Source organism: Enterococcus pallens ATCC BAA-351 (genome assembly GCF_000407485.1).
GTDB lineage: Bacteria > Bacillota > Bacilli > Lactobacillales > Enterococcaceae > Enterococcus_A > Enterococcus_A pallens.
This window is the reverse complement of record NZ_ASWD01000002.1, coordinates 379,292-392,388: the sequence shown is the minus strand read 5'-3', so window position 1 is coordinate 392,388 and position 13,097 is coordinate 379,292. Positions and strand designations below refer to the sequence as shown.

12 protein-coding genes are annotated in these 13,097 nt (G+C 40.2%); all 12 read left to right on the top strand.

The window, feature by feature from the left end; translation table 11 throughout:
- Nucleotides 1–17 precede the first annotated feature (17 nt).
- Entirely contained in the window at nt 18–1,172 is a 1,155-nt protein-coding gene (locus I588_RS08535; RefSeq protein ID WP_010755444.1) for a hypothetical protein, read from the top strand.
- Nucleotides 1,173–1,226: 54 nt separating this feature from the next.
- Nucleotides 1,227–1,688, top strand: a complete 462-nt coding sequence (gene lepB / locus I588_RS08530) for a signal peptidase I (protein WP_034692353.1) — start codon at nt 1,227–1,229, stop codon at nt 1,686–1,688.
- Nucleotides 1,685–1,993, top strand: a complete 309-nt coding sequence (locus I588_RS08525) for a hypothetical protein (protein ID WP_010755446.1) — start codon at nt 1,685–1,687, stop codon at nt 1,991–1,993. The genes lepB and I588_RS08525 overlap by 4 nt, the downstream gene beginning before the upstream one ends.
- Nucleotides 1,983–3,062 carry a glucosaminidase domain-containing protein gene (locus tag I588_RS08520; protein WP_010755447.1) on the top strand — a complete coding sequence of 360 codons (1,080 nt, stop codon included), beginning with the start codon at nt 1,983–1,985 and terminating at the stop codon, nt 3,060–3,062. The genes I588_RS08525 and I588_RS08520 overlap by 11 nt, the downstream gene beginning before the upstream one ends.
- A gap of 13 nt (nt 3,063–3,075) precedes the next feature.
- Nucleotides 3,076–4,029: a signal peptidase I gene (locus I588_RS08515; protein ID WP_010755448.1), complete on the top strand. Its 954-nt coding sequence runs from the start codon at nt 3,076–3,078 to the stop codon at nt 4,027–4,029.
- A gap of 63 nt (nt 4,030–4,092) precedes the next feature.
- Nucleotides 4,093–5,337 (top strand): hypothetical protein, encoded by a 1,245-nt coding sequence (locus I588_RS08510; protein ID WP_010755449.1) that lies wholly within the window; start codon nt 4,093–4,095, stop codon nt 5,335–5,337.
- A gap of 44 nt (nt 5,338–5,381) precedes the next feature.
- Nucleotides 5,382–6,140, top strand: a complete 759-nt coding sequence (locus I588_RS08505; protein WP_010755450.1) for an LPXTG cell wall anchor domain-containing protein — start codon at nt 5,382–5,384, stop codon at nt 6,138–6,140.
- Complete coding sequence (locus I588_RS08500; protein WP_010755451.1) at nt 6,137–6,985, top strand: BsaA family SipW-dependent biofilm matrix protein; 849 nt, start codon at nt 6,137–6,139, stop codon at nt 6,983–6,985. Before I588_RS08505 ends, I588_RS08500 begins: the two co-directional genes overlap by 4 nt.
- Nucleotides 6,986–6,997: 12 nt before the next feature.
- Nucleotides 6,998–7,645 carry a hypothetical protein gene (locus tag I588_RS08495; protein ID WP_010755078.1) on the top strand — a complete coding sequence of 216 codons (648 nt, stop codon included), beginning with the start codon at nt 6,998–7,000 and terminating at the stop codon, nt 7,643–7,645.
- Nucleotides 7,646–7,758: 113 nt separating this feature from the next.
- The gene (locus I588_RS08490) at nt 7,759–11,058 is read left to right on the top strand and encodes a hypothetical protein (RefSeq protein ID WP_010755452.1); all 3,300 of its coding nucleotides are present in this window, start codon (nt 7,759–7,761) and stop codon (nt 11,056–11,058) included.
- Between the two features lie 197 nt (nt 11,059–11,255).
- Entirely contained in the window at nt 11,256–11,999 is a 744-nt protein-coding gene (locus I588_RS08485; protein WP_010755453.1) for a recombinase family protein, read from the top strand.
- 17 nt (nt 12,000–12,016) lie between these two features.
- A complete protein-coding gene (locus I588_RS08480) occupies nt 12,017–12,784 on the top strand; it encodes a helix-turn-helix domain-containing protein (protein ID WP_010755454.1) in 768 nt (255 codons plus the stop codon).
- Nucleotides 12,785–13,097 lie beyond the last annotated feature (313 nt).

Sequence of the window (13,097 nt, the reverse complement as noted above, 5' to 3'; positions counted from 1 at the left end):
AGAGGGGAGGTTTTTCGGTGAAGCAATCACAGAATCAACTCACTCTTTACCCAACACCGGCTCCAAGTATGCAGGAAGAGTTAGTCACACGATCGTTATTAGAAGAAATCGAACGAGCCTGTGAATATTTATATGCCTCACATGGCACATTGAATGATGAACAACGAGAGAAGATTTACCAGCATTTTGAGCAATTATTTCGATTAATGAATAGCAGCTACCATATCGAATTACTTTTGATCCCAGGAACATTAAACTGGAAAGCATTTTGGCAAGCACTACATCAGTTCTTTCCCCAGTTTGCTTGGCTAAATGCTCAGACCGAAGAACCAAAATATGGTCGACAGGTTTATCGCTTTGACTTTGTTCCGTTGGTTTACAGAGAAGCAGGCTTCCCCTTTGCGATTCATTTGGAGGATAGCTTGAATCAGCAGTTTCCGACAACTAACGAAAATGCATTGGAACGAGCAGAGCAGCTGTTGCTGGAATTAGCAGAACAACATTTTTCTGAAGGGATTGTGCAAGAACCACAACCTGAAGAGGCCAATCCAATTAAACCAATAATCAAGCAGACGCAAGAATCCACAATGCCTATGGATCCAATCCAGAAAGAAGAGGTTCGGCAAGAGAGTCAAAGTAAAGCTCGTTTGCGGGCCGTGAATCAAAAGCTGGAGCTGGTAATTGAAAAATTGGAACTTTCTATGCTCTACAGTGGCATTCAATATTTTGATCAAAAGAGTAGCGAAGAAAGCGACTGGGATAAGCGAATCAAAATCAGTTTGCGAGAATATACCTATTTGCTTCAAAAGGCTCGCTTTCTAGAACAGATGTGGCATTTAAATGGGGAACTAATTAACAAATCCGAAAAGATGACTGTCACTGGAAATAAATTGGTTTACGAACGAGACCAAGTGAAACAAATCAAAGCGAATCTTTCGGCGAGAGATATTCACTTTGTCTTATATGAGTGCCAAGTAATCGAATCTCGTGCAAAGGTTCATGCGCGACCTTGGTTTCGAAAACCTTATGTCAAGTTGATGAAAATGGATTACGACAACTTGTTAAGCAAGGCGGCTTACTTCGATCTATTACAAGGAGAAAGTGCACTGCTGGAGAGAATGGTTCGGGAACAAAGAGATACACCAGTCAAAGAAGCCCAGGAGGCTGGTTGAGGTCGGAGATTTCCACGATTAAATCAATGGCCAATAGTTTCGAAAATAGCAGGAATATTTGTTCTTTGTTACTTGCTATTTCTCATGTCATTCCGAACTTACTACTGGTTGTACCCAAAATACTTTGTTAGTGGGGAATCCATGAATCCCACTTACTGGGAACAAGAAGTTGTACAAGTGAAAGCTCATCGCAAGCCAAAACGTTTCGATGTGGTAGTGCTTCACCCGCCGGATGTCCCCGATGAGTTGTATTTGAAACGAGTGATCGGACTGCCGGGAGAACGGATTGAGTATCAAAGCGGGGAGCTATTCGTAAGTGGTGAAATAGTTGCTGATGAATTTGCTTATCGTACGGAAGATTTTGTTTGGGAAAGTATCTCAAAGAAACCCATTCCAGAAGGCTATTATTTTGTCTTGGGAGACAATCGCACCATTTCTAAAGACAGCCGAATTTTCGGATTAGTCTCAGAAAAACAAATTTTAGGCATCGTCCAAGAGGGGAACACGGAGAAATGAAGTCATTGCAGGAAAAAATTGAATGGTACACCTTTTGGTACTGGGTTTATTGGTTGTTCTCTTTAGCGGTGCTGTTAGGAGTCGTTGTATTAGGAATCTTTTTCTACTTCACTGATTTTCAAGAGGTAGTCACTGTTAGTCAATTGTTTCTTCTATTATTACTGATGCTTTTGGCACTTTATTTACGAATGACTGCGTTGTATTACCATAATGTCCTGTTGAAGCTGAAGCAAGCAGCCGCTAGACCAAGAAGGCCAAGAGAACGCCCGCGGCCGCAGGAAAGGCGGAAGCTGGATGAAGGGTAAAGCTTTGTTGGGTAGTTTGATGATATGTGTGTGTTTATTTAGCAGCTATCAAATATTTGCAAAGCAAGCTGTATCAGCCGAAACAAAGGAAACGGCTGTTCTAAAACAGGAGACAACAGTAAGTACCGAAGTGGCTAGCAGCAACACCATTGAAGAGCCAGTCGAATCAACGAAACCCGTAATATCTTCGTCTATCGAAGAAAGCACGAACAGTAAACCAGCCGAAACAAACCGTTCATCTATTGCGGTAAATGAAGCAAAAGAAGTAACAAACGAATCGAGTGAATCGTTGCCATCAGCTCCAGAAACGACTGTAAACATTCAACCAGTACTTTCTGCAGAGAAAGTTGAGAAAAACTATCAATTCTCTGTTAGTAAGAATCAAACAACCGAAGCTTTTATTCAACTCATTGGCAAAGATGCCCAACAAATCGCTTGGAATGAAGAGCTGTATGCTTCGGTCATGATTGCCCAAGCGATCTTAGAAACAGGATCCGGCAATAGTCAATTAGCACGACCGCCTTATCATAATCTGTTCGGAATCAAAGGCAGCTATCAAGGCAAACAGGTATCTTTCAAAACACAAGAAGATAAAGGGAATGGAGAGCTCTACACGATTCAATCTGCTTTCCGTCAGTATCCCAGTTATAAAGAATCCTTGGAAGATTACGCGGCACTTTTAAAAAAAGGAATTTCCAGCAATGCTGGTTTCTACCAAGGAACGTGGAAATCGAATGCTGCAACCTATCAAGAAGCGGCGAAAGCTTTAACTGGAAAATACGCGACAGATACATCCTATGACAAGAAATTGATTGCTCTGATCGAAGCCTACAATTTAACGATTTACGACCAAAATCCAGTAATCAATGCTGAAGCAGAGAACGGACAACTAACGGATCATTCTATCCGATTAGAAGAGCGTTCAGAAGAAAACCAACCAGGGGAAGCATCCAATGAAACGGATGAACAATCCATTATTGTCAATAAGACAACACAAACAGCAGTAATGATTCCACCAACTGCGCAACGACCAGCAAAGCAGCTATATGGTAATCGAAGTGTCCAATGAAAGAAGGGGAGATATGTCGAGACAACGTGAATATCGGGAGTACGACGATGATTTTGACGAACCATCATATCGTGACAGGGCCCCTTCAAATCATAGACCACCGAGAAGACGTAACTATTACGAAGATGAGTATGACGATCGAAGATCCTATCCACCGCAACGACCAGTTAATCGAGGGCGAGAAGGCGGCTATCCTCGTCGGGAGGTTCCGCCTGACCGAGGAACGTATCCCCCTCGAAGGGCAACGGAACGATATGGACAGTCACGACCCAGTGATTATAGATATGACCGGGATCAATCGACACCGCCAAGAGCACGACCACAACGACCTAGACCTGTCCAACAAGGAACGCCACCACTGCAAGAGGCAAAGAGGTCTACAAATCGAAAAATCTTTTTATTCATTTACAACTTGTTTTTCTACACGTTGACGATTGGGATTTTGTTGAGTTCGCTGATGTTTGCTTTTAGTGAAAAGTCCGATGCGGCTATTTTTGGTCATCGCTTTTATCGCGTGTTGACTGATTCGATGGCACCACAGCCGGATTCGCCTTCTAAAGGATTTTACTCTGGCGACATTGTATTGGTGAAGATGACGGATGGCAGTCAGGTGAAGGAAGGAGATATCGTTACCTTCCAGGTTGGTGATGGTGATCGTTACCTGACTCATAGAATGGTAGAGCGTTTAACTGAATTGAATGGTAAAGAAGGCGACTACATCGTTACAAAAGGGGATGCCAACAATAGTAAGGATCCACCAATTTCAGCTGACAGAGTATACGGAAAAGTCACCTTTGTCATTCCAAAAATGGGAAGTGTCTTGAATTTTGTACAAGAAAATCTGTGGCTATGTCTGGTTTGTATCTTATCGACCTTTGGGTTCTTTCTGGTACTCAAAGCCTACTTTTTACAACCAGACACAGTAAGAGAATCAACCAAAAGAAATAGGTATCCAAATGGGGTATAACCATCTGCATTGCAGGTGTTTATATAAAAAAACAAAAAAAGGAAAACTATAGGAGGAAAAGAAATGAAGAAGAACAGTAAAAAGAAAAAGCTGATGGCTGCAGCAGCAGGTTTAGCCTTAATCGCAGCTATTTCCGGGACATTTGCCTGGATTACGTCACAAGATCAACGGATCAATAAGGTGAGTTCATCAGCGGTTGTTGATAACAGTGTAACTATCAATGAGGAATGGGAACCAAAGCCATTAGTAGCGGGTACAGAGGCTACTAAAAAAGTATCTATCTCTAACACAGGTACTGCAAGTGTATTTGTTCGGGTTTCTTATGAAGAAGTCTTAAAGCATTTGACAGATAAAGGAAACGTTAAATATGCGCCGACTACTGGTACAGGAGCAGTAGTTGATGCTAAGTATGTCTATGAGGCAAATGATTCAGGCCTAGACAAACATATGCCTGTAGACACATTAGTGACTGGTTATGTAGAAGCAACAAATGTAACTGGATTGGAATCTAGTACAAAATTATTTGTCAAAGGCGGAAGAATTGTTGATGGTGTGACTGGAGCTATTTCATACAATGATGAAGCAAAAGTTGTTCATGAGTATACTACTGGGAAATACCAAGTAATGAATGCGACTGTCTCTGTTCCTAACAAAGATACTGAAACAAGTAATGATGCGAAAGATTGGACCTATACGGTTTCTGATTCGCAATATGGTTACTACGAAGATGGGTATAAACATACTGTTGCCAACTGGGCAAAATCTTCATTAGAAGATGAAGCAGGATCAGTAACTGGGAATGCTTTGTTGGGAACAAGTGGTAACCGTCATGGTGTGACTTACAATTACACAACTACAGCATTGGATCTAGTTAATATTCCTGGTGAATCAGTAACAACAAACACTGCGCAAATTCCTACAGGCGCTGGACAAAAAGCTGTTCAAGCAGACACTAATGCTACAGGTTTAGGCAAGAGTGAAATCAACGTAAATTATACTGCAGCAGTTATTGGTCAAGCTGGTTTAGCTGCCGCAACAGATAACTGGATTTACAACTCTGAAGATGGTTGGTTCTACTATACTCAACCACTGAAAAACGGTGTGACTACAGCTGAATTGTTGGACAAATTAGTCTTCGGCAGTGCAATGGGTAAAGAGTATACCAATGCTTCTTATGATTTAGTTGTAAAAATGGAAGCAATCCAAGCAACAGAAGAGGCGTTAACTGATAGTACTGGTTGGAAATTAGATATTACTTCAGCAGATAAACCAATTACTAAGGCTATTTACGACAAATTAACACAATAATCACTATGGAAATAAAACCATGAAAAAGGGAGGAGTGGAAAAAGTTGCGCAAACTCAAAGCTAAACTCAGCATATGGTTGTGTCTGCTTATTTGTTTGGGAGGAATTCGCTCAGCAGAGGCCGCCCAAGCACTTCCTCCTGGCATGGTAATCGGTGATTCTGATGGCGTCTATGCAACATCTGAAGGGGACTACTATGTTGATTTAGTGGATATTCTGCCTGGTGAGACGTATGAAAAAGAGATAACCATTCGCAGTTTAGATTTGGAAGAGCCTTTTTCACTAGGAATGCTGGTGGAAAAAATTGATTCTACGGGTTCATTGGATTGGAAAGATCATATTACTATGACCTTAACTTTGGATGAAAAAGAAATTTATCATGGTCCGATATTAGGCGATGGCAAAACGGATTGGACTAAGACTCCTTTGGAACTAGGTGTGTGTAAGTATGGGACTGAAAAGATTCTCGTCGCAAAATTTTCTGTCGAAAGCAGTTTAACTAACGAAGATTTGCGAGAAGACAGTACCTTACAATTCTACTGGACTTTTATTGGTACTAAGGATCAAAAACCCACGGAACCCAGCGAACCAACAGAGCCTACTGTACCAAGCGATTCTAAAGCGCCTGGTGGTTCGGGAGATTTACCAAGAACTGGTTCAACGATTGCTGCAGGAACCTCTGGTAGCGGAAAACGTTTGCCGCAAACCGGTGAACAGCTTGTTTACCAGTTTCTTTCCGGGTTGTTATTGGTGTTACTTGCATTGTTTCTATGGAAAAAACGACGAGAGGAGGAGCAGGGATGAACCAGAAGGAAAAGCGAAAACATCTATTTCAGACCTTTGTCCGCAGTAAAGGACTGTTCGCCTGCTTCTCTCTAGTGTTGAGCTTGTTATTAATCGTAGGCAGTACCTATGCGTGGATCACCTCTGCCGATGAACGGGTGAACCGAGCAGATGCTAACGACCGAAAATTATCGGCAATTGTAGAAGAAGACTTTAATCAAGTTTTCCACTGGTCGCCTGGAACCACGAAGGAGAAAAACGTTCGAGTGCGTAACACGGGAGAAACACCAGCAATTGTGCGCATTTCTCTAAAAGAATTCTTCGTTGGTTTTGAAACAGATGTCACTGACAATCATGGTATTGGTGATGGCAATGGCGATTTGAAAGTCTACGGAACACCCAGTGCAGTAACGATAGATGTCAAGAAAACCAATACCTGGGTTGTTGGCAACACGTATGGAAAGAAGGCCAATACGCATTATAAGGCCAATATTGCTTTATTAGATCAGACGTATCCTTACAAAGGAACAAGAGCAAATCCTTTACCGTCTATTGAATTGAACTTTGAAGCTGGAAAAGTTTTTGATCAAAATACACCTCCAACTGCCAGTGACACCAATTACTGGTATTACGAGAAGGGATATTTCTATTATTCAGAGGTCCTTCAGCCAACAGAGGTTACACCTAATTTATTGGACAGTGTCACGTTAAGTGCAGCTTATGGGAATCAACATAAAGGAGCCTTGTACAAATTAGTTCCTGAGATGGATGCTCATGACCTGACCAAAGAACTAATCAGTGACTGGGGAATTCAAGCTACCGATGATCATGCCTATCAGTTATACAAAGATAAACTAGTCAAGTAAAGGAGGAGCAAGATGAAGCAGCGAAGAAAAAATCGTCGAAAGTTCTATCTATTCATTGCAGTTAGTTGTCTCCTCCTATTGCTTGGTGGAAGTTATTTAGTGTATGCAGCAATGACGGCAGAGGACAAGAAAGAGAATGATTTTTTAATCGGGCAGGTAGAAACCGAGCTGGACGAAGTTTTCAACGAAGGTATTCAAGAGATAAAAAAGAATACTTCGGTTACAAAGACTGTAAAGATTAAAAATACCGGTACAATCAATCAATTCGTACGAGTGATGATTTTACCAGAGGTCCGAACGAGTATTGCTGGAGATCCTGATAATTATCAGATATTGTCCTTAAAGCTTGGAACAGATTTGATTTTAGAGGGACTGGATGCGACTGAATGGGTAGATGGAGAAGACGGGTATTACTACTATATTAAAGAAGCACTAGAACCTGGTAAGCCAACAACAGCGCTTTTTGAAAAAATCAGATTATCTGCTCAAATAAGTGATCAGTATCATGATGCCACATTCACCATCTCACTAAAGGTTGAAACCATTAACTGTGCGAAACATGTATATCGTGACGCTTGGTGGCAAGGTGTTGTTCCTAGTGTGAATGGAGATCCTTTAAAGATAGTAGATGAAGCATTAACAGGAAAAACAGAAAATTAGGGATGCAGTTTCCCCGCTGTATCTCTTTATAAAAAGAAACAACACTCATGAGGTGAGTGTTTTATGGTGACTAAAGCATTGATTTGATAGGTGTTGAAAGAAGGAGTAAGAAGATGTGGAAGAATAAAATAGAACAGCGACGACCAATCAACAAAAAATGGTCTAGATATATAAGACTTATTTGTATGTTAGGGATTCTTTTAGTCAGTATTGTTGTATTGTTAAATTCCTTTCAAAAAAAGGAAAAAGTTTCTGCCCACCCAACAAGTAGTATAAATCTAGGAAGTGGGAATACAGAGTTTAAGGTGCCGATAGATGCAGTAGATTTAGAAGAGCAGGCTCTTAAGGAGTTAACAACTCAATTTGATGGATATGTACAGCAACCTGGCGAAACAATCCCTATTTTAACAAAAGAAAACGTTGAAGCATTTTGGAGTGAGTCAATAGATAAAGGCGGAAGATTACAAGGTGTAGGGTGGTCAGTTAAAGATGTTCAGCAAACTATAGAAGGAAATTATTTTGTCCTCTTAGGGGGGTCTGGAACGGGTGTAGGTGGGATCATTGGTGTATGCGTAATCAACCCTTCTGGCGTGTGTATTTATAAAGATATGCAAGGTGATTTAAATAGTACAGTCGATCGTGTAGATACGAAATTGTATTCTATTGACAATGGTACAAACTTTTTAGTTGGTACTAGTGGTGGCAGCAATTATTATAAATACATGCTTGACGAAACAACGGATCCAATCTCTGTTACCAGAGAGAAAGTTACTGTCAATGGTAATAATAAGCCACAAACAACTTTAGGTGTAGGATATTTAACGATTGCTGATTCGTCATCAAATAATAATAGACAAACTTCTATTGCAGGAACAGTATATTTTGATAATAGGAATGCATATAACGCAAATCCGTGTTTGCGTTTTAGAGTTCCAATTGCCACCATGTCCATTAACGGTTGGAATAATGTTAATCCAAGTTTTACCCATAGCACCCAATATGAATATTCTTTAGAGAACTATATCCCTGCAGGGGCTAATAATCCTGTAGGAAACGCTAGCTATGGGTATTTAGATGTTATAAGTACCACAATAACTGAAAATCATGTATATGGAGTCTATCAATATTTTGCTGGATCACAAGGTGGAGAAACACAACGCACGTTTCAGATATTTGATAAAAATGACATTGATAACTCAAATGGAAGACCTATGATACGAAGAAAAGTATTATACAATAGTACGCGTCAGAGTAATGGAAAACTACACGTCGTGGAGGAGTTATGTACTGAGGATGAAGTTTATATTTTTTCAACAGAAGAAACAGAGAGCAAGTTGATAAGAATTGAATTGGGAGGACAATACACTCAAGAGACTGTTAAAGTCTATCCTAGAGACACCGTTTTGAATTTCGTAAAAAATCCTGACGATCAAACTAAAGTCTTCTATTTTGGTTCCACTAGTTCTTTACAAGGTGAATTTGAACATCGAGTATTATCTACAACAATTCAAGGAAACAGTTTTTACGTACAAGGTGTTTTGGATCAAAATTTTGACCGGCAATCACTCTATGCTTTTACTATTGATGGTACCATTTCGCCTGATTTCATGAAACAAGGTAATGGGGGAGCCTTAATTTTTGGACGTACAATTTCTACTAATAATCTATTTGTCGATGAACACCATAAAATTGGTGAAACGGGGACAATTACTAGTACGGATGAAGAACCAGGAGAAATTTGCTTAGAAGCCTTTATGGGGTTTGTTAAAGCTAAGGATGATTATCCACCGGTTATTAAAGCTGAAAAAAGTATTAGTCTCGATATTACGGATGTTGATTTAAGAAACACGGACAAGAATACTTTTAATTGGACGTGTTTAGACAATTGGTTGATTACTGGTAGAAAAAATGGAACACTTGCTGACTCTAGTAATGATGATGCGGTTAGAGTATATGACACTATGGACTCAGAAAATACATCTTTAGGACAAGAGTGGATTGAAATGCGCATAAATAGAAATCCAAGGGACATAGATGCTGATATTGAATGGAGTAAATTAGGGTTCGACATAGACGAAGTAGGCCCACAAAGAGTGACCTATTTTATAACAGACTCGGAATCACAAACGACTACTACCTCTCGATGGATCAATGCAAAAACTTTTCAAACAATTGAAACAGATGACTATGCGCTAGACGCCCAAAACTTTCATATCCCTTTGACTGGCATTGATGCAGCAATACCTGAAGCTTTCAAGGTTGAAAAATTCAAAGAACTGGCTAAAACAAAGGCTTGGAATACAGAAGACCATGATGAAAATACTGGAGATCAAGGATACGGACTTGATGAAGATGGGACAGACTCTAATAAAATATCAGGAAAAGTGGAAATAGATGAAGATCAATTAGATGTGCTCCGAAATGCGAAGGTTGCTAAGCCTTATCCAGTGGATGTGACGTATAAACCAGAGAACGGTGTGTCCCTAACTAATCGTGTTTGGGTGTTTGTAACAACAACCAATACACTACCAAATAATGAAAATGATTCTCCAGAAGATACAAATGGTATGGTGTTTTACGCTGATGATTATTCAATACCGTTTCGTTTGCGAGGTGGACACAATGCACAGAATGTCCGGGAACGAGGAAACGTACGTGTGTATGATTACTTTGATACCACACACGAAACAGATAGCACATTAGATAACGGAGAGTTGCCAACATTGGCAGACTCCACCAAAAATCCTGAGGACTTAAACGTGCGATTAATAAACGAAATTCAAGGTGCGCTAAGTCCAGGTGTTGTTCCTCAAATTGTTGAATATGTATGGAAAGAAAATACTGACAATCATCACACAAAGGATGTTGCTATGACAGGCCATTTAAATGTAACCTTGACTGGAGACGCCCTACTACACGTTCGTCAAGTAGTGTTGAATCCTTCTGCTAAACTGGTTATTCCTCAGGAGGGATATGTGAAAATTGAAAATAGGTTACTTGGTCAGGTAGACACAGAACCGACATATCAGACGAATAAAATAATAAATACACAGGAACAAGCGGATTCACTCTCGTTTACTACGTTTGCTGTTTCTGTGGATCATTTAGCAAATGATGAAGATGAGATCCTTTTGTCTCTGGTTGTTCCAGAAAATTATCACTATGTAGGACAATTTGTTTCTCATGGAATATCTGATCCAAATGGTCAAAGCCATGATCAAGGGCATCAGTCACTGGCACTTGGACAAGCCATAATTGATAAAGGGACAATCATTTCACCACTTGAAAATAGTGAATTCTGGATCACCTTCTATATCAAACCGAATGAGGATGATGCTGGAAACCAAAAGGCAATTCAGCCCTACAGCTGGGACTATAAGAAAAACGACTTAGGAAAAATTAAAACCAAGTAAACGAAAGAGGCGAGACAGAACGTGGTCTATCTATTATTACTGGTACTAGGCCTGATTGTATTGGTCCAAAGCTATTTACTGTTCTCGCTGATGAAGGATCAACGGGACTTGCAGAATAAGATGACTCGGCTACTGCGAAGCAAGCAGCGGCCGGGTTCCGATAGGCGAAAAACTTCAATAGAAAGAGGAAGGACACGATGAATCTTGGCTATGCACGTGGGTTTCAACTCACCCAACAATTGGATATGCTGGAGGATTACCCAGTGGACGAACTCTTTTCTGATGGCGCACAAGAGGTAGAAGCTCTACATTCACCAACAAGTGAATTCCAGGCATTAATGAACTTTGCCCAGCCAGGAGACCATTTAGTGATTGCATCTTGGGAAGTTATTTCCCGTGATTACAGGCAGCTGTTAGCTTGCTTGGATCAGCTGGATGCGCAAGAATTAACTTTGGATGTACTGAGCTTGCCTCAATTAACAATCGAAGAATGGCGTCAGGTTTTTCGTTGGTCATTACGCAACGATCGTTTACTCCATCCAGTATTGGTTAAGGCAGGAAAAGAGCGAGACCGCAGTAAAGATGCTTACTCCTTGTTTAGTAAGGAACCAGAAGCTCGTAAGCTTTATCGTGAAATGATCTGGCTTTTAGCGGAGAAGAATTCTGTTCGACAGGTAGCCCAACAAAAACGAGTCCCGATAGAAACGGCTTATCGTGTACAACAGGAATTAAAACAAGTCCAATTAGCAATTATCTTAGTGATTTGTTTCCTACTGGCAATTTTCAGTATCAAGCTAGCTGAATCTTATTTCGATCAGTTGTGGATTCAGGTAGCCATTTGTGTGGTAGTAACGCTAGTCATCTTATGGAATGTCCTAATCGACACGGAAGAAACCGAGGCAAAGCCACCTATAAAAGAGAAGAAAAGACCAAAAATTTAAAGAGAAGGTGAGTCCCCATGCAACATGTACTTATTTTAACGAAAAACTCCTTGGCTGAAGAGCCGCTGGTCCAGAAATTGCAACGAATGAATTGTGAGATTCTCTGTTCGACAGATCTGTTCAAACGATTGAAAGCAGGAACGATTAGCCCATTTTTATCTTATTTTCAATGGATGATCTTAAGCGAAAGTCTATGTAACTCAGAAGTGGAACATATTCTGCAAATGTTGAAAAATCATCCGTTACTAGTTTTGCGAGTAGTGGAAAATATCCCAAATGAGGAAGAACAGGCCTACTGGCAAGAACGAGGCCTAGTCGACTGGATATCAAAAGAAACCAGCTATGAACTTTTACGCGAAAAAATGAACGAGCTGCAGCAACAAGTAAAACAAGATGTAGCAATCGGTAACCAAATTCTGACCTTTCCTACGATACAGGGAGAAGAAACTACCTCGAATAATCTGAAGTTGTTGATTAAGAGTCTCTCCAAAACAGAAAAGCGGGTTTTTGAATGTTTAATTCAGTCCTATTCTACTAGTGGTGTTTTATCCCGCCAAGAACTGTGCAACTACTTATGGCAAGATGGCGGCACCTCATCAAACATGAGCCAGCTATCTTGCTTAATCAACAAATTGAAGCACAAATTCGAATTGCATGGTATTAAGGGCGAAACCATCACTACCTTGTGGGGTAGAGGCTACAAATTAAGCAGTGCGTTTTACGAATACTGGCTGGAAAACTCCCAGCAGCTGGAAGAATTAAAGTATTATTCTGCCATGAGTTAGTGGCTCAAAGCATTCAGTCAATATTGATTGAGTGCTTTTTTAGGATTGAAAATATTTAAGCAATGAGCATGCTGTAACCAACTTATTCTCCTAATGACTTTACTATGTAGAAGGCAAAGAATTTTGTCTTTGCAAGAGAGACAATAAAAAGAGTAGCAGTTCATTTAAACTTCTCTATCACTATTTCTCATAGGAAGGATGTGATGTGTCCATCTCACTAAAGATAACCTTAAACCTTTATTTCAGTACGCCAATCTATAAATATTTAGTTTTCAACGATCGAATTTAATTTGCGTAGTAAGATCTGATAGCA

What these genes read in the sequence shown, in the direction of transcription:
- I588_RS08520 (WP_010755447.1), top strand. Translation starts at nt 1,983, where the DNA reads ATGAAGGGTAAAGCTTTGTTGGGTAGTTTGATGATATGTGTGTGTTTA.
- I588_RS08490 (WP_010755452.1), top strand. Translation starts at nt 7,759, where the DNA reads ATGTGGAAGAATAAAATAGAACAGCGACGACCAATCAACAAAAAATGG.
- I588_RS08480 (WP_010755454.1), top strand. Translation starts at nt 12,017, where the DNA reads ATGCAACATGTACTTATTTTAACGAAAAACTCCTTGGCTGAAGAGCCG.
- I588_RS08495 (WP_010755078.1), top strand. Translation starts at nt 6,998, where the DNA reads ATGAAGCAGCGAAGAAAAAATCGTCGAAAGTTCTATCTATTCATTGCA.
- I588_RS08525 (WP_010755446.1), top strand. Translation starts at nt 1,685, where the DNA reads ATGAAGTCATTGCAGGAAAAAATTGAATGGTACACCTTTTGGTACTGG.
- I588_RS08515 (WP_010755448.1), top strand. Translation starts at nt 3,076, where the DNA reads ATGTCGAGACAACGTGAATATCGGGAGTACGACGATGATTTTGACGAA.
- I588_RS08510 (WP_010755449.1), top strand. Translation starts at nt 4,093, where the DNA reads ATGAAGAAGAACAGTAAAAAGAAAAAGCTGATGGCTGCAGCAGCAGGT.
- I588_RS08500 (WP_010755451.1), top strand. Translation starts at nt 6,137, where the DNA reads ATGAACCAGAAGGAAAAGCGAAAACATCTATTTCAGACCTTTGTCCGC.
- I588_RS08485 (WP_010755453.1), top strand. Translation starts at nt 11,256, where the DNA reads ATGAATCTTGGCTATGCACGTGGGTTTCAACTCACCCAACAATTGGAT.